Source organism: Streptomyces sp. NBC_01384 (assembly GCF_045040035.1).
Taxonomy (GTDB): domain Bacteria; phylum Actinomycetota; class Actinomycetes; order Streptomycetales; family Streptomycetaceae; genus Streptomyces.
In genome coordinates this window covers 25,693-42,137 of sequence record NZ_CP109560.1, presented here as the reverse complement: position 1 = coordinate 42,137, position 16,445 = coordinate 25,693, and the positions used below count along the sequence as shown (strand labels likewise).

Here is a 16,445-nt window from a genome sequence, read left to right as displayed (position 1 = left end):
GCGTCGCCTGATTCGCCGCGAAAACGGCCCGGCAAGCGCTCTAATCTTTGGTCCGCGACGGATGACTGTAGAGGAGAGACGGGACATGAAGGACGAGACCCTGGCCGCGAAAACCGCCCGCTTGGGGTGCGCCACGCTCGTCGATGCCATAGGCCGAGTTCACAGTCACCGGGTCCACATTCCCTCCATGGCGAGTCCCGACCCCAGCCGCACACTGTTCGGACGTGCAGCCACCATTTCCTTCATGCCATACCGCGAGGACCTGGTAGAGCCGGGCCGCGACTTCGCGTACTTCTTCTACGGGGCACTAGTGTCCTGCGCCAGAGATCCGTCGGCAGAAGCGGGCAAGGGAGTCGAGGATCTCTTCGGCGGTCTTGGTCCAGATGAACGGCTTGGGGTCTTCGTTCCAGTCCTTGACCCAGGCGCGGATGTCGGCTTCGAGGGCCTGGATGTTCTTGTGTGCGCCGCGGCGGATCATTTGGTGGGCGAGGTAGCCGAACCACCGCTCGACCTGGTTGATCCAGGAAGAGCCGGTCGGGGTGAAGTGCAGCTCGAACCGTGGGTGTTTGGCCAGCCAGGCCTTGATCGCAGGGGTTTTGTGGGTGCCGTAGTTGTCGACGATCAGGTGGATCTGCAGGTGAGCGGGGACCTCTTTGTCGATCCTGATCAGGAACTTCTTGAACTCCACGGCCCGGTGCCGGCGGTGCAGGGCCGTGATGACTTCACCCGTGGCGACGTCGAAGGCGGCGAACAAGGTGGTCAGGCCGTTGCGCACGTAGTCGTGGGTGCGCCGCTCGGGCATGCCCGGCATTATCGGCAGCACGGGCTGGGACCGGTCCAGGGCCTGGATCTGCGACTTCTCGTCCACCGAGAGCACCACCGCACCCTCGGGCGGGTTGAAGTACAGGCCCACGACGTCGTAGACCTTCTCCACGAACAACGGGTCGGTCGAAAGCTTGAAGGTGTCCGCCAGATGCGGCTTGAGCTGGAACTGCCGCCAGATCCGGCCGACCGTGGACTTCGACAGACCACTGTGTTGCGCCATCGATTTCCGGGACCAGTGAGTGGCGTTCTTCGGCAGTTGTTCCAGCGTGGTGACCACCACCGCTTCCACCTGATCGACGCTGATGGTGGGCGGTCGGCCCGGCCGGGGCTCGTCGACCAGTCCGTCCAGCCGCTCGGCAAGGAAGCGCCTCCGCCACTTGCGGACCGTGTCCGCGGTCACCCGCAACTCTCGGGCGACCGTGACAATCGGCGGTACTTCCGGCCCCGCACACGCCAGCACGATCCGCGCCCGCAGAGCCAGGGACTGGGCCGATGTCGCCCGACGCGTCCACCGCTCCAACTCCGCCCGCTCGTCATCAGACAGCAGCAACGGCTCCAGTTTCGGGCCCCGACGAGGAACTGACGCACCAGCAGCAGAAGTCACACACAACTAACGATCAACTACTGGCGCAGGACACTAGTAGGGCTTGGTCAGGTCGGTATGCCGCTTGGTATGTCGCGGTGGCAGGTGGGGCAGGCGCCGGTCCAGATCGCGAGCAGTAGCTGTAGTTCGCGGACGACCTTGTAGAGGCTCAGGCCGGCGCCGTTGCTTTTGGGGCTCTGGCCAGTCGTTGCAGGGTGCAGAAGACGTGGGCGGCGGAGACGAGGGTGACATGGTGGTGCCAGCCGTTCCAGGTGCGGCCTTCGAAGTGGGCCAGGCCGAGGGCCTGTTTCATCTCGCGGTAGTCGTGCTCGATGCGCCAGCGGAGCTTGGCGAGGCGCACGAGTGTGGTCAGGGGCATGCCGGAGGGCAGGTCGGACAGCCAGAACTGGACCGGCTCGGCTTCGCCGGCGGGCCACTCGGCCAGCAGCCAGCACGCGGGCAGTTCCGGGCCGTCCACAACCTTGCGGATCTCGCGTCCGGCGGGCCGGACTCGCAGGATGACGAACCGCGAGTACATCCGCCTGAGGCCGGATCGGCCTTTGCCGGGGCGGGAGCCCTCGCGCCATTGCACGGGCTTGGCCGCCTTCCGGCCTGCCGCGATGACCAGCTGTTTCACCGACTGTGGCTTGTCCGGGTATTTCGGCACCGGCGGCCGTCCCATCCCGCGGTAGGGCTCGGTCACGGGTACTGCCTCGCCGGGCTGGGCGGACAGCGTGCTGGAGATTCCCACCATGTAGTTCAGGCCCCGGTCTTGCAGACCGAGCCGGAAGGCCGCCGCATCGCCGTAACCGGCGTCCGCGATGGCCAGCGGTACCTCGATCCCCCACGAGCGGGTCTCATCGAGCATGTCGAGGGCGAGCTGCCACTTCTCCACATGTCCGGTGCCGTCGGGGATGCCACACGCGGCGCGGCGGGCGACCTTGCCCGGATCGGCCTGTGCGGATCCGGGATCCCAGGTCTTTGGCAGGAACAGCCGCCAGTCGACCGCTGCCGACGCGTGGTCCGAGGCCAGGTGCAGCGAAACGCCCACCTGGCAGTTGGTGACCTTGCCCGCGGTGCCGGTGTACTGCCGCGACACGCACGCCGAGGCGTCACCGTCCTTGAGGAACCCGGTGTCGTCGAAGACCACGGCAGTCGGCCGGATCGCTGCCTCCGTCATCCACGCCAGCCGGGCGCGCACATGGGCTGGATCCCACGGGCTGGTGGTCACGAAATGGGCCATGGCCTGGCGGTTCCCGTCCTGCCCGAGTCGCGCTGCCATCGGCTCCACCGACTTACGCCGCCCGTCGGTGAGCAGTCCACGCAGGTAGACCTGCCCCCACCGACGCTGATCGTCGCGCGCGAACGGCTCGAAGATCTCCGCTGCGAAGCCTTCCAACTCACCACGTACAGACGCAATTTCATCCGGTGTCACACACACTCAACGCCACACCGAACCCGAAGGACACGCACCACCACAGCCGACCTGACCAAGCCCTACTCGGCGGACGGGCGCCTACTCCGGGCCAAGTCCTCGTGCTCTCCAGCGGGGGCTACCCCGATGTGTCGCACGGCGGGGGAACCAAACTTTCCAGAGGAGACGGCCACGGACTCGCCGGCGTCCTGGCCGACGGCCGGCTGCGGGACTTCGACCAGCTGCGCGGTTACAGTTTCGCCACGTGGTCCAGAGGAGAGGCCGTCCCCCGGGGCGGCGACACGGTGATGCCCCATGACTTCGGCATCACCGTCGAGATCTCAGGCGTGTGCGTGAACTCCGGCGACTACGTCTACATGGACAACGCGGGGGGGTGCCCCTATCTGTTTCGTCAACCCCGGTGTGGTCGGCTTGTAGGGGTTGATCCTGGTTTTCGGGAACGTCCCGCGAAGCGGGATGTTCCCGGCGGATCGGGTGGCTGATGGGCAGCCCTGTGGCCGGCAGGGCCGGAGTGGCCGTGCCGGTGCGCGGGCGTGATGGGGCCTGGAGGGCAGGGGTGGTGGAGTCGTCAGGCGGCGAGGTCGACGCCGCCCGGGGTGCGTGCTTCGTAGAGGGCCCCGGTGCGGATCATCGCGTGGATGACGTTCACGCGCTGGCGGGCCAGGCGGAGGATCGCCTGGGTGTGGGTCTTGCCGCGTGCGCGTTGCCGGTCGTAGTAGATCCGGGAGGACGGGTCGGACTTGCAGCCGATCGCGGCGAACGCGGCCTGGAACAGGGCGCGTTTGAGGAGCCGGTTGCCGCGGTGGGGTGCGTGCTCGCCGCGGATGGAGGTGCCCGAGGACTTCGTGGCGGGCGCGAGTCCGGCGTAGGAGGCGAGGTGTCCGGCGGTGGGGAAGGACATGCCGTCACCGATCGCGACGATCACGGCCGCTGTGGTCCTGACGCCCAGGCCGGGCAGGGAGGTCAGGAGGTGGAAAAGAGGGAGGGCCTCCAGCAGGGCGGCGATCTCCTGCTCGGCCTGGCGACGCTGGGCGTGGGCGGCGGCGAGCTGGGCGGCGAGTCCCGGCACGATCAGCGCGCTGGCCTCGGTGCCCGGAACGACAAGGGTCTGCTCGGCGAGCGCGTCGAAGATCTCTGCGGTCAGGTGGCGGGCCTTGCGCGAACCGTGCACCTTGAGCAGGGCCTCGCAGCGGGCACGGCCCAGCTTCTTCAGCCTGGCCGGGGAGCCGTGGCCCTGAAGGAGGGCCTGGACATAGGGGTAGGCCAGGCGCGGGCCGAGCACACGCTCGAGAGAGGGGTGGATCTGGGAGAGCAGGCCGCGCAGCCGGTTGGTGGCGCGGTTGACCTCGCCGGCCAGGTCGTTGTCGTAGCCGGTGAGCATGGTCAGCTCGGCCAGCACCTCGTCGTCGCGGTCCACCGCGCGCAGGGTGTGTGGCATGGTGCGGGCGGTCTCGGCAATCACGAACGCGTCGCGGGCGTCGGTCTTGGCCTCGCCCGGATGCAGATCGGCGGCCCGCCGCATCGACAGCCCGGGCAGGTAGGCCACCCGGCAGCCGGCCGCGCGGGCCACCGTCAGCGGCAGCGCACCGATGTTGGCGACCTGGTCCACGATCACCAGAACGGTGCCGAACTTCGCCACCAGCCTGGTGAACAGCTCCAGCAGCTTCGGCTCGGTGTTGGGCAGCCGCTTGTCGTGCACGGTTCTGCCGTCCTCGGTCCGGCCGTGGGCGTGGTGGAACTCCTTGCCCAGGTCCAGGCCGAGGAAGAGATCTGTCGCGGTCGTATCGACCATATGCGCGTGCCCCTCGCCCCTCGTCTCCTGAAACTCCCGGCCGTCCCTGCGGCACCACACGCCGGCAACCACGTTACGCAGACATGCCGCCCGTGAAGCGGCCCGGCATTGCGCCGGACCAAGCGGTCGTCAGGCCCCTCATCAGCGGTCAAGCGGTGCCCCGAAGCCCGGCGGCAACACCCCCCAGGTCATCCGTACGACAGGGGGCACACAGCCATACCGGGCCCGGGGGCCAGGCGCCCCATTGCGGGGCCACGGAAAAGGTAACGGGGGGGCGTGGTGATCTCCTCAGCGAGCCTGCACCGGGTCATCGACATCGCAGAGGAGGTCACAGCCGAGGAGGCTGTGGCTGCCAAAAACATCAGGGTCGAAGCAACGCAGCCGGACAAGTAGCTCCGGCACATCCTCCTGCGGATCGTCCACGGCCGAAGAGTGCCCTCAGTACACGACGACTCTCTGGGCGGTCCTCAATGTGTTCCTGCTCGTCCGCGATCCCGGCGTGCAGCCGCCTCCCTGCCCCTCAATCCGTCAAGGGGCTCGAAGCCCGCTGGGGCCATCATGCGACAGCTCCTGCTCCGTCCAGATGGTCTTGCCCGTCAGGTCGTGCCGTACCCCCCATCGAAGGACGGTCTCCGCAACGATGAGCAGGCCGCGCCCGCTCTCGTCACTGGGCTGGGCGTGCTGCAGGTAAGGAGTCACACTGCTGCCGTCTGACACCTCGCAGAACAGTGTCTCCCGCCGTATGAGCCGCAGCATGATGGGCGCTGAGGCGTGGCGCACAGCGTTGGTGACGAGTTCGCTGACGATTAGTACAGTCACGAACTTGATGTCCTTACCGATGCCCCATGCGTCCAGCTGCCGATCGACAAGGGCGCGTGCCGTGGCGACGATGGCGATGTCGCTTGCGAGGGCCCAAGACGCCGTCTGGTCTGGCCCCAGCAGGCTAGTGCGCGCGATGAGCAGCGGGGCCGCGGCTGGCCAGGACGGCGCCAGGGCGTGTGCTGCCGCTTGGAAGCGTGCGTCCAGTTCCAGACCCGGCGCCTCAAGAGCAGCCTGCAGTGCGGCAGAGGGGTCGCCGGGCTCGGGGAGGGCGGCCAAGGCGAGCAGGGTGTCCGGCTCGACGGGCAGCCGGACCTCTGAGTACTTCGCTCCGGGTTCTCCGAGCCCCGGCCCCTGTACTTCGTGCAGCGCGTGGGGGCCCGATCCCGGAGATGCAACGACTGGAGGGCAGTGGCCCGCGCTGGCGAAGGTGACATCAGTCCGGACCGGATCGTAGACAAGGTACAGGCACGTGCTGCGCAAGCGCTCCTGGTCGTCTGGCGGGCAGGGCGCGAGGTCGACGGCGAGGTCGTTGAGCCGGGTCAGCAGCTCCTGGGGTGGCGTCTCCAGAGCAGCTAGCGCTCGTATCGCTGAGCGCAGGCGGACGGCCGCCACGGCGGCGGACGCGCCCAGCGCGGTGGAGTCGCCGACGACGAGGGCTGTCCGGGCACCGGGCATGCGTATGACGTCGTACCAGCGGCCGTCGGCGCAGGCTGGGTCGAATCCGTGCCGCACCTCTAGCGCTGGCGTATGCGGTACCGAGAGGGGCAAGGTGGCGCGGCGCAAGGCCACGGCGGTGTCCCGCTCGCACGCATAGGTTTGGGCGTTTTCCAGGGCGGTCGCGGCGCGCCTCGCCAGCTCCTGCAGGAGGTCTAGGTCGCCTTCCTGGAGGAGGCCGTGAGGCTCGCGCCAGCGGTAGACCGTCAGCAGTCCCAGGCCGGCGGCACGTGCGCTCAGGGGCACGACGGTCACCGAGTGGACTGCCAGGTCTCTTATGTAACGGGAGTTACGCGCGTCGTGGCCGAAGATCTCGGTGAACATCCCCCCTGTAGGGCTCATCGCGAGCGCAGGCCCTTGCAGTGGGGTGTTGGTGCTGGGAAGAGGGGGGCACCGCGGCGTGCTGCGGCTCTGACCGTCGAGGGCACTGCCGGATTTCAGTGCCATAGCCGAGGCCACACGGCGCAGGGTGCGCCGTGCCAGAGGGCATGCCTCTCCTCTGACGACGTCGTCGAGGACATCAACGGTGGCGGCGTCGGCCAGGCGAGGCACCAGGACGTCGGCTAGGGCTTGTGCCGTGCTGACCAGGTCCAAAGTGGCGCCTACCGTGGCGCCAGCGTCCGCTAGCAGTCTCAGCCGTTCGCGCTCGCCGTCGTCGGCGGTCTGACCGTGCAGAGGTTGGAGTGTCAGGTGCCGCTGGGCGGCGCTGCTCGGGGTGCCGGTGGCTCGGCGGTCGCTGGACACGTGGACGCGCTGCAGCCTGGTGCCGGCGGGTAGCTCATGCTCCCGCTCGAAGGCCCGTGCGGCCTGCTGGCTCTGCCAGGAGAGCAGTATGACGGCTTCGCCGGGCTGGTCCAATGACTCGAAGAGGTCCCAGGCGGCCAGGCCTTGATTAGTGCTACCCAGGCCAAGGCGTTCGGCGCATTGCCGTGGGTTGTCCAAGGCGTGGCATGCTTCCTGGCCCGCCATGCTCAGCACGGTCACCGCTGAGCCTTCCTCACCAGCACTGTCAGGCTGCGGGGTGTGGGGTGACGGCGCCGCCCTCGTATCGAAGGCCACCTCGCCCGTCCGCAGGCGGTAGTCGAGGAGCGAGCCCAGGGCCTCCCTGCGACTACCGGGATGTTCTGTCCTGGCCGCACGGCCTGTCTGAACCGTCTTACCGGCCCAGACGGCGAGTGACATGAGCCAGCCATCACGGGTCGCGCTGCGGTATTCGTTGCGCTCGGCGGGCTCGCCGCCTCCCACTGTGCACTGCAGTGCTGCGGCGTAGTCGCGGTAGGAGTCGAACTGACCCGGTTCCGGGTGTGCCTCGAACAAGACCGCGAGCATGGCGGGCTCCATCGGGTCGATGCTGCCGCACAGGGGGCCGATCTAGGCGGACGGGGGCCGGGGCCTTCTCGTCCTCCCGCTCTGCCGGCTCCGGCGAGGGCGGTCCGGGCTTATCAGGGACAGCGCCTATCACCCCCAGTCTAGAATGCCGCCCTCGCAGCGCACGTCGGGCCGGGCGTCACCCGCCTCGGCGCACCTTCACGGGCAGCCGTGGCCGCCGTTGCCCGTTCGTCAATGCCTACTGGGACAACGAGGCGCCCGGGATCTACGTGGACACCGTGTCCGGGGAGCCGCTGTTCGCCTCGGTGGACAAGTACGACAGCCTGACTGGGTGGCCCAGCTTCACGCGGCCTATAGACCCCAAATACATCGTCGAGAACCCGGATATCAACCGCGGCATGGTTCGTGTCGAAGTCCGTTCGGCGCACGGTGACAGCCATCCTGGGCACCTATTTCCCGACGGGCCAAGCGACAAGGGAGGACTGCGGTACTGCATCAACTCCGCGTCCCCGCGCTTCATACCCGCCGAGGAGCTCCAGAAGGAGGGGTACGACCAGTACCTGAGCCTGTTCGACGCGCCTGAGGGCACGCGCGGCGCCTGACCCGCTCTTCCCGCGGCCGTCCGGCCTACACGTTGGGAATCCGCACCGCGTGGGGCGGCCCCCGTCACGCCGTTCCCGAGCAAGTCGTCCGCTCCTGGGGCGGCGCTGACAAGAAGGGACCGTCAGACGCCGAGGTCTGGCGCTGCTATTACTGTCGAACCGAGAGGGCCGTGCAGGCGTGGAGTGGATACAGAGAGGCATCGGATGAAGGCGATTGTGGTGACGGATCAGGCCGCCGGAACGGCCGGGATGACGCTGGTGGAGCGGCCCGAGCCGCAGGCAGCGCTGAACGATGTAGTCGTTCAGGTTCATGCGTCAGGATTCACTCCGGGTGAGCTGACGTGGCCCTTGTGAGCGATCACGAAATTCGGCTCTGTCGCTGATCTTGTGATCGGCGACAGAGCCCGTAATTCCCCAGGAGCTGGCCGACGTTCGGAGCGTCCGTCCTGTGGGCAGCGGAAAACCGTTCGACAGGCCTGGCCGGGATGGAGCATGATCCGCGCTCGTGACGACGCCGAAGCAGCTCCTGATCCAGGCCGCCGCCCGCAACAACGCCGAGTGGTGCGCGGCGATGAGCCGATCGCACGGCCTGGCGGGTGAGTTCAGGGCACAGGCCTGGGCCGCTCCGGCCCGAACGCCGTTGTATTACCCCGACGCGGTGACGCTGGTGCCGGGTGCCGACTCGGCCGTGCTGGCAGCCCGGATCGACACCACCGCGCCCGGCGCCTCCGTCAAGGACAGCTTCGCTGACCTTGACCTGACGGAGGCCGGCTTCCAGGTGCTGTTCGAGGCACAGTGGATCCACCGCCCGGCGAGTGTGCCCGCCGCCGCATCGGACCTTGCCTGGGACGTGGCGGGTGATCCGGACACGCTGCGCGCCTGGGCGCTCGCCTGGGACGACGGGGGAGGGAACGCGGACCTCTTCCGGCCTGAACTGCTGGACGACCCGGCCACCTTCGTGCTCGCCGGACAGTCCCCTGACGGCCGGGTGGTTGCCGGAGCGGTGGCGAGTCGCAGCGACCAGGTGGTCGGAATCTCCAATGTCTTCGCTCTGGACGGCGGCCCTGACGCGGCCTGGCCGGTCGTACTTGACGCGGTGCACTGGCTGTTCCCCACCCTGCCGGTGGTCGGCTACGAGCACGCCGATGACCTGGCGGTCGCCGTCCGTCATGGCTTCGAGCCGGTCGGTCCGCTGCGGATCTGGCTGCACGTCTAGGCCGGCTCCAGGTGCGATCTCTCGGTTTGGGGTCAGTAATGGTGAGAGTCGGTGGTGCTGGTCTGGTGGTGTGCTGTGTCGGCGCTGGTCAGTGGGGTGTTGGGGCGGGACAGGCACTGTCATGAGGTGAGAGGTCGCGGGTGGGTGTTGCTGTCGTGGGGCTTTATCTCATGGCAGCTGATGCTGTCTCAGTTTCGTGAGTTCTGATGCGATGCGGTGGGCTGGGCCGGTGTGATCGTGGGGTGGATCAGGGTGTAGGAGCCGGCCGGGGGGCTGGGCTGCCGAGGGCGTTGGTGGTGCGTCGTTTGCTGGAGCGGCAGCAGGCGGGGGAGTTGTCGACGCGGCATGTGCGTGCGGTCGCTGAGGTGGTGGGTGCTTCGGAGCGTACGGTGTGGCGCTGGCTGGAGCAGGCGAAGGCGACGGGGCGGGTGGAGGCGCCGGTCCGGCAGGGGTACGCGGTCTCGGACGAGGTGTGGGAGCTGCTGGGCGAGGTGGGAGGGAACGTCGCTGAGCTGAAACGCCGGCTGACCGCTGCAGGTGGCGGGGGGTCGGTGCCGTCGGCGTCGACATTGCACCGGGTGATCCGCAGGGACCGTCGGGCGGGGCGGGCTTTGCTGACCGGGCGGGAGCCTGAGGTTGCCGGGTCGCGTCGGCCGGATCCCCTCAGCGAGCTGGGCCTGGACGTGGTGGCCGAGAAGGGTGGCGGTGGGCAGGTGTTTCTGCGGGAGCAGAAGCATCTGGCGCAGGTCCCGGTCCTGGTGCCGGGTGCGCAGGTGGTGCACACGCCTGCTGTGCGGTCGGTGCTGCGGACGGTCGCGCACGCGGCCGGGGTGGGGGCGGTGGTGTGTTTGTACGGCGACGCCGGCCAGGGCAAGACCGTCGCGTTGCAGTACGCCCTGTCCCAGCTGCCGCACCCGGCCAGGGTCCGCCGGGTCCACGTCGGTGTGCACCCGACGGTTCCCGAACTGCGCCGGGTACTCGCGGACGCCCTCGAGCTGGGCAGGCGTCTGCCGCGCGGGGCGGGGGAGGCCGACTTGATGCTGGTGAACGCGTTGAGACAGCCCCGCGTGCTGGTGCTGGACGAGGCGCAGCGTCTTCCGGGACCGGCGCTGGAGTTTCTGCGGGGGCTGTGGGACCACCCGGACACGGACACGGCACTCGTGCTGGCGGGTGCGGGCAGTGAACGGGCGCTGCGCCGGGTGCCTGCGCTGGCCTCTCGGGTGCTGACCTGGGAGTTGGTGCCGCGTCTTCGTCCGGGTGAGGTGGCAGCGGCGATGGCGGCCTTCCACCCGCTATGGGAGGAGGTGGCCGAGGACGATGTCGTGTGGGTGGACGAGCATGTGGGCCACGGAAATTTCCGGACCTGGGCGAAGCTCACCTCGCACCTGACCGCCGAGATCTACGGCAAGAGCCGTGCGGTAGTGGACCGCCGGATGCTGGAGCGGGCCTGCGCACGGCTGATGGGGCCGCTGTGACCGGCGCTTCCGGGCCGGGAGGGGGCGCTTCCCGCTCCGGCGTGCACGGGGACGGTGCGGACGCGCGGGGAGGCCTGCCTTCTTCCTCCCTGTCGGCGCTGCGCGGTCCTGCCGTGCGCCGGCTGCTCGCCCTGCGGCAGGAACAGAAATTGACCTCCCGTCATGTACGGCTGATGGCGGAGTCGTTGGAGGTGACGGAGCGCACGGTGTGGCGGTGGCTGGCCGCCGCCGAGTGTGACGAGTCCGCGGCCGCGGAGCCTGGGGCACGGGCCCAGAGCAAGGACCGCTTCACCGTCACCTCGGAGGTGCGCCGCCTGCTGGCCTTGTGGAAGGGCAACGTCGCGGCGGTCCATCGTGAGCTGACCGCTCGCGCGGTCAGGGGTGAGGGAGAGCCGCCTCCGTCGATTCCGACGCTGCACCGTGCGATCCAGCGGGACCTGACGCCGGGGGAGCGGGCCGGACTTGCGAAAGGCGAGCGGGCGGCGCGCAAGCACGATGTGTTCCTGGCCCGGCCGCGCCTCTGGCGCAACCAGGCATGGGAGACCGACCACATGCAGGCCCCGGTGCTGGTCGACGTCGACGGCAAAGCCCGCCGGCCGTGGATCACGTGGTTCACCGACTGCGCGACGAACGCGATCACCGGCGTAGCCGTCACGCCGGTGCATCCGTCGCGGGAGTCGGTACTGGCCGCGCTGCGCTCCGCGGTCCTGCGCGAGGACCCCTACGGCCCGATCGGCGGCCTGCCCGAGAAGGTACGGCTCGACCGCGGCAAGGACTTCCTGTCCAGGACGGTGACCGCGGCGTTCGATCTCCTGGACGTGACGGTGGAAGACCTGCCCGCCTACACCCCGCACCTCAAGGGCACCGTGGAGGGGCTGAACCGGGCGGTGGAGAGCATGTTCCTGGCCGCGCTGCCCGGCTATGCCCGCCAGCCGCGTCCCGGTAAGCGTGCTTCCCGTCCGAAGGACGAAGTGCTGCTCGGCTTCGAGGACTTCACCGCCCGGCTGCTGGCCTGGACTTCGTGGTGGAACACCGAGCACCGCCCCGCGCCGCTGCGGGGCAGGACCCCGCTTGAGGCGTGGCAGGACGATCCCACCCCGCTGCGGGACGTGCCGGCCACGGATCTGTGGACGTTCACCCTGGAGGACGCCGGCACCCGCACCCTGACCACCCGCGGGGTCCGTTTCAGGAAACGCGACTACGTGGGCCCGTGGATGACCGGCCAGGCCGGCATCCAGGTCCGCGTCCGCTTCATGCCCCACCACGACCACCGGATCGAGGTCTACCACGCGGCCACCGGCCGCTACCTGGGGTCTGCGGATCTGGCCGACCAGGCCACCGACGAACAGATCAGCGCCGTACGGAAAGCGCGGGCCGCTCGCTCCCGCCGTCTGAAGAAGGACCTGGAGGCATCCCAGCGCGAGCGCTACGCCGCCGTGAACCAGCCCGAGGCGCCCCGGCGGCTCGGCGCGCTGACCACCGCGCAGGCCGAGGCCGAACTCGCCCAGTCCGCCGGCACCGCTCTGTCGGCTCTGGCGATGCCGGACCTCATTCCGCCCGCCGCGCCCCCGGCCGACTGGCGTACCCCGCCTTCCCTCGCCACCCGGACCGCGCCCGGCCGGCCTCCTCCCGTTCCGTCCGAACCTGCCCCCGGGCGCCCGCCCGGACCGGCTGAACAGACCACTGAAGACGGAGATGCCTCGTGACCGCGGCCACCTACCAGTACGTCGATCTGCCCGATGCGTCGGTGGTCACCACCCGGGCCCTGCTCACCGCCCGGGACAACATCTCCGACACGGTCGCCGCCCGCGCGATGATGTGCATCCACGGCGGGGCCGGCTTCGGCAAGACCCTCGCCGTCAACATCTGCCTGCGCGCACTCGAACCGCACGAGGACGTCCGCAAGATCACCTTCCGTGCCCGTCCTACGGCCCGCGCGGTGCGCTACGAGTTGTTCACCGCGCTCGACCTGGCCGGTGAACCACCGCGCCATCCCAGCGAGTTCGACCGCCTGCTGAAAACCGCGCTGGCCGAACGCCCCCGCACCTTCCTGGTCGATGAGGCCCAGTGGCTCAACGGGGAGGCGTTCGAATACTTCCGCTACCTGTGGGACGAACCCGCTACCCAGCTCGCGGTCATTTTCGTCGGCGGGGAGGGCTGCCACACCGTGCTGCGCCGCGAACCGATGCTGTCCTCCCGCATCTTCATCTGGCAGCACTTCACGCGCCTCACCCCCGGCGAAGTTCTGGAGGCCATCCCCCTGTTCCACCCCGTCTGGGCCGACGCCGACCCCGAGGACATCGCCTTCGCCGACCAGCACGCCGCGCACGGCAATTTCCGCGCGTGGGCGCAGTTGACCGCCCACACCCGCACCGCCCTGACCCGCACCGGCCGCCCCCGCGTGGACCAGGAGCTGCTGCGCTGGGCCTTCAGCCGCCTCGCCTGACCACCACGCCGCCGTGCCGCCCGCCGCGCCACCGTCCGTCGCCGTGGTCATCGACCCGGGCGACGATGCGATCCACACGCACACCGCCCTGGCCGCCCACCATCCGCCCTCCGGGCGGATCACCCTGCACCCCGGCCCGGGCACCACCAGCGAGACTGGTCTCGCCCACGACCTTCTCGCCGCTCTGGGTAAACCGCCCCTGCTCCCGGGGCGTTTCCCCGCCGGCCGTCAGCCCGCCTGGGAAGCCGCCACCGCCTGGATCACGGCCCTGCCCGTCACCCGGCTGACCGTCCTGCGCGCCCACCGCCTCACCGCCCGCCGCACGATGCGCCTCCTGCAGATGCGCGCCCTCACCGGCATCCACCTGACCCTGGTCTGCCACCGCCCCCGTCTGCCTGCCGCCCTGCACCAGGCGCTGCAGACGGCCGACTACTGCGTCACTGCCGACTTCCAGGCCGCCCGCTGCCACTACTACGGCGCAACCGCTCCCGTACCCCCGCTTGTTGACGAGCCCGCCCGGCCGGCAGACCGGTGGCTCACTCTGCCCGTGCTGGAGCGCCTGGTCTCCTACGACAGCCCCGCTCCATGTACCGGCCCGTGCACGCCGCCGCCGATCGTCTTCCGGCACCGCCCGCCACCCGCACCGCTCACCGAGCAGACAGCCCGGGAGATCGCCCGACGCCTGGCCATCGTGACCGCCCACCCTCGCTTGGCCGCCGCCCTCGCCGCCGCGTCATTCACTGGCGGCTCCTTCCAGCAGCTCGCCACCGCCCGCCCCGGCGACTACGACGACGCGGCGGCCAGCCTGGCCCTGCATGACCGCGCCCGCTACACGGACGGCTGCGCTACCTACGGCGTGCCGCCGTGGGCACGCACCTTCCTGAAGGCCGCCGTCTGCTTCGCCCGGCTCGCCCCCGGCCAGGACCAGCATCTGCTGGCCGGCCCCCACGACCGCACCCACCTGCTGCGCATGGCCGAAGCAGCGAGGCTTCGCCCGCCACAACCGCCCGCCGGCCAGCGCACCGGCCGTATCCAGTGGGATTGGCGCGAACGCGAGGAGGCCCGGCGCTACGACACGATGCTGACGCGGCACCAGACCCCGCCTTCGCCCTGAGCCCAGACCCCGACACCCAGGGCCGGCAAGGGAAGACGGCGCCGCGCGGCACAGCGAGCCGGGGGCGCGGTCAGCCGATGGAGAAATCGGCGAACTCCACGTCGGTGAAGGCGATCCCGAGAGCGTGGGCACGCCGGCCGCCGTCGCGGAAGTAGGCGTGTCCCAGCGCGCGGGCGAGGATCACCATCTGCTGCTGCTCGCCCGCGCCGGCGTCCCGCGCGGCGAACAGCTCGCGGGCGACCTCCCCGGACAGGCGCTGGGTGATGCCGCACCCGCGGGTCGTCCGAGGACCGGGCCGCGTCGGCGAATCCGAACCGCGCCCTGGTGTGCAGGACGAAGCCTTCCGCTTCGGCCCGGGTCTGTCGGCGGGCCCGTACCCGAGGTTGCCACCTGGCCGAGACCGCCTCCTCGATCACCTGGATCTGCGCAGGCCCCGGCGAACGCCGCGCTCCGGGCTTCTTCGTCACCCACCGCTGCACGGTGCGCTGCGACACCTCCAGTACGGCGGCCACCTGCCGGGTGGAGCCCTGGTGCGCGGCGAGCAGGAACCGCAAGCGGGTCTCAGTGTCCGGGGGAACGGGCCGGGTGCGCAGCGTGCGCTCCAGCCCCTGCGCGATCTCTCCCACGTCCATCTCCCTTGATCGGCCTGCGGGGCTCCTCCCCACGGCCCGTGGTGTCAGGTCTCGCACACCCGGCGACTCCTGCCCGCCGGTTTCGGTGTCTTCGTGACAGCGCCGACCGCCGTCGGCTACGACACCCGGGCACGGCGAGGCGTTCTCGGTGAGGGGAAGGCCGAGGGGGCGGCCGGACTTGCTGACGGGAGGTCGGCTACGGAGCTTCCTTGCGGAAGAGAGACAGCAGGGTCCGGGCCGGCAGGGCGCCCGGGTCGAAGAACTGCGTGGCCAGAGCGGGCGGCACCGCCGTTCCCTGCATGCGGACCTCGTGGCAGGTGAAGCAGAATGCCGCCTCGAACAGCGCCAGATCGAGAGAGTCGTCGTAGGCCCGGACGCTCCAGCCCGGCGAGAAGCCGCAGCGGTGCTGTTCACTGCCGGGCAGGCTCTCGATCAAGGCCAGGGCAGCGGCGGCCTCGCTCCCGGCCCAGTGGGCAACCGCCGTGCCGGGGTACGGGACGTCCCGCCTGGTGGGAAGGGCGGAGATCCGTACGACCTCGATCAGCACGGTGGCGGTAACGGCTTCGGCGGGGAGCTGCATGAGCGCAGTCTGCCCGTCAGGTTCGCGGGCGGGTAAGGGGCACAGACGCCTTCGGCAGGCGCAGGCTGGTGTCAGTTCGATCGACCCGATGCCATCCACGGCGGAAGTCGCACCGACGCCGAGACCACAGAGGACGCCGTCACTTGCTCCTTGACAGGCGAACGCTGCCTGGGAGGGGCGTCGGGCGCGGGCCTTTCCACAGGCGGGGAGCGCCCCTTGTCACGCTGATCGATGACCGGTACAACAGGGCCGTGACCGACCCTTTCGCGCCATCTCCAGACGGCCAACTCACCCGGCCAGCCACGCCCGCCCCGGCGGGCAGGAGGCGGTGGACCAAGGAGTCGGCCGGAGGCGCGTTCGCGGGCTTTGCGGCCTTCTGGGGCGCCCAAACGCTGGTCTTCGAGCCCGTCAGCCAGATGCTTCCCGAGTATGAGCACACCGTCACCGCCCTGACGGGATTCCTTGCCGCAGCGGCTGCCTATCCGCTCGCCAGGTGGTGGCTCAAACGCCTGCCGCCGTCGGACTCATCCAAGCGGTAGGCAGTAGCACAACGGCAGGTCGACGGGCCCGGGAACCAATACGGCCACCGCAGCTGTGGACCGGCTGACCCCAGCCGTGGCGACCGCGCCCGCCGCGACCACCCGCTCACCGCACAGTCATGTCTCCCTCTGGCTGAGCTGCAGCAGCTCACTGTCGGCGTTTGCCAGGCCCGATCTTGCTGCCAACAAGCGTGCCTATGTGTCAACTACCGTGCTTCGGCTCAGTCGAGGTGCTGACGTTCTGGATGCAGATGAAAGTGTCGACGATCACGTAATTCGGCTCTGTCGCTGATCTTGTGATCGGGGCTGGTGTCGGTGGCGCCTGCCATCGTGTCCCCGGT

General features: G+C 69.7%; 14 protein-coding genes and 2 pseudogenes. 9 read left to right on the top strand and 7 right to left on the bottom strand.

From position 1 onward, the window contains the following. Positions 1-307: 307 nt before the first annotated feature. Together OG747_RS47440 and OG747_RS47435 are read right to left on the bottom strand one after the other, a co-directional pair. A complete protein-coding gene (locus OG747_RS47440) occupies positions 308-1,429 on the bottom strand; it encodes an IS630 family transposase (RefSeq protein ID WP_405886173.1) in 1,122 nt (373 codons plus the stop codon). Positions 1,430-1,577: 148 nt separating this feature from the next. Continuing rightward, entirely contained in the window at positions 1,578-2,843 is a 1,266-nt protein-coding gene (locus tag OG747_RS47435) for an IS701 family transposase (protein ID WP_331744919.1), read from the bottom strand. On the opposite strand from OG747_RS47435, the gene OG747_RS47430 reads away from it, so the two are divergent. After that, positions 2,837-3,325 carry a hypothetical protein gene (locus OG747_RS47430; RefSeq protein WP_331744921.1) on the top strand — a complete coding sequence of 163 codons (489 nt, stop codon included), beginning with the start codon at positions 2,837-2,839 and terminating at the stop codon, positions 3,323-3,325. The two genes, OG747_RS47435 and OG747_RS47430, sit on opposite strands and share 7 nt — an antisense overlap. Positions 3,326-3,411: 86 nt before the next feature. Here OG747_RS47430 and OG747_RS47425 read toward each other — a convergent pair whose 3' ends face one another. From OG747_RS47425 to OG747_RS47415, 3 genes are all read right to left on the bottom strand, one after another. Then, positions 3,412-4,635, bottom strand: a complete 1,224-nt coding sequence (locus OG747_RS47425) for an IS110 family transposase (RefSeq protein WP_331744925.1) — start codon at positions 4,633-4,635, stop codon at positions 3,412-3,414. 288 nt (positions 4,636-4,923) lie between these two features. Continuing rightward, positions 4,924-5,058 carry a hypothetical protein gene (locus OG747_RS47420; protein ID WP_405886171.1) on the bottom strand — a complete coding sequence of 45 codons (135 nt, stop codon included), beginning with the start codon at positions 5,056-5,058 and terminating at the stop codon, positions 4,924-4,926. A gap of 105 nt (positions 5,059-5,163) precedes the next feature. Further along, positions 5,164-7,512 (bottom strand): SpoIIE family protein phosphatase, encoded by a 2,349-nt coding sequence (locus tag OG747_RS47415; protein ID WP_331744928.1) that lies wholly within the window; start codon positions 7,510-7,512, stop codon positions 5,164-5,166. 116 nt (positions 7,513-7,628) lie between these two features. On the opposite strand from OG747_RS47415, the gene msrB reads away from it, so the two are divergent. The 7 genes and pseudogenes from msrB to OG747_RS47380 all read left to right on the top strand — a co-directional run bounded on the left by msrB (position 7,629) and on the right by OG747_RS47380 (position 14,353). Next, positions 7,629-8,102, top strand: coding sequence for a peptide-methionine (R)-S-oxide reductase MsrB (gene msrB / locus OG747_RS47410; protein WP_405886514.1), 474 nt, complete (start codon positions 7,629-7,631; stop codon positions 8,100-8,102). 204 nt (positions 8,103-8,306) lie between these two features. Continuing rightward, a pseudogene (locus tag OG747_RS47405) lies at positions 8,307-8,450 on the top strand (NADP-dependent oxidoreductase); the annotation flags it as partial. A gap of 157 nt (positions 8,451-8,607) precedes the next feature. Continuing rightward, positions 8,608-9,318 (top strand): hypothetical protein, encoded by a 711-nt coding sequence (locus OG747_RS47400; protein ID WP_331742937.1) that lies wholly within the window; start codon positions 8,608-8,610, stop codon positions 9,316-9,318. Between the two features lie 296 nt (positions 9,319-9,614). Then, positions 9,615-10,793: an AAA family ATPase gene (locus tag OG747_RS47395; RefSeq protein WP_405886169.1), complete on the top strand. Its 1,179-nt coding sequence runs from the start codon at positions 9,615-9,617 to the stop codon at positions 10,791-10,793. A gap of 113 nt (positions 10,794-10,906) precedes the next feature. After that, positions 10,907-12,499 carry a Mu transposase C-terminal domain-containing protein gene (locus tag OG747_RS47390; protein WP_405886512.1) on the top strand — a complete coding sequence of 531 codons (1,593 nt, stop codon included), beginning with the start codon at positions 10,907-10,909 and terminating at the stop codon, positions 12,497-12,499. Beyond that, positions 12,496-13,239, top strand: coding sequence for an ATP-binding protein (locus OG747_RS47385; protein WP_331742955.1), 744 nt, complete (start codon positions 12,496-12,498; stop codon positions 13,237-13,239). The genes OG747_RS47390 and OG747_RS47385 overlap by 4 nt, the downstream gene beginning before the upstream one ends. Before the next feature lie 13 nt (positions 13,240-13,252). Continuing rightward, positions 13,253-14,353, top strand: coding sequence for a hypothetical protein (locus OG747_RS47380; protein WP_331742952.1), 1,101 nt, complete (start codon positions 13,253-13,255; stop codon positions 14,351-14,353). A 275-nt stretch (positions 14,354-14,628) separates the two neighbouring features. On the opposite strand, the pseudogene tpg reads toward OG747_RS47380, so the two are convergent. Together tpg and OG747_RS47370 are read right to left on the bottom strand one after the other, a co-directional pair. After that, positions 14,629-14,985 (bottom strand): annotated as a pseudogene (gene tpg, locus OG747_RS47375) (telomere-protecting terminal protein Tpg); the annotation flags it as partial. Between the two features lie 196 nt (positions 14,986-15,181). Beyond that, positions 15,182-15,565, bottom strand: a complete 384-nt coding sequence (locus OG747_RS47370; RefSeq protein ID WP_331742945.1) for a hypothetical protein — start codon at positions 15,563-15,565, stop codon at positions 15,182-15,184. Between the two features lie 251 nt (positions 15,566-15,816). On the opposite strand from OG747_RS47370, the gene OG747_RS47365 reads away from it, so the two are divergent. After that, the gene (locus OG747_RS47365) at positions 15,817-16,104 is read left to right on the top strand and encodes a hypothetical protein (protein ID WP_331742943.1); all 288 of its coding nucleotides are present in this window, start codon (positions 15,817-15,819) and stop codon (positions 16,102-16,104) included. Positions 16,105-16,445 lie beyond the last annotated feature (341 nt).

Excerpts from the sequence above, each read along its gene's own strand:
- OG747_RS47425 (WP_331744925.1), bottom strand. The coding sequence starts at position 4,635 with ATGGTCGATACGACCGCGACAGATCTCTTCCTCGGCCTGGACCTGGGC.
- OG747_RS47370 (WP_331742945.1), bottom strand. The coding sequence starts at position 15,565 with ATGCAGCTCCCCGCCGAAGCCGTTACCGCCACCGTGCTGATCGAGGTC.
- OG747_RS47415 (WP_331744928.1), bottom strand. The coding sequence starts at position 7,512 with ATGGAGCCCGCCATGCTCGCGGTCTTGTTCGAGGCACACCCGGAACCG.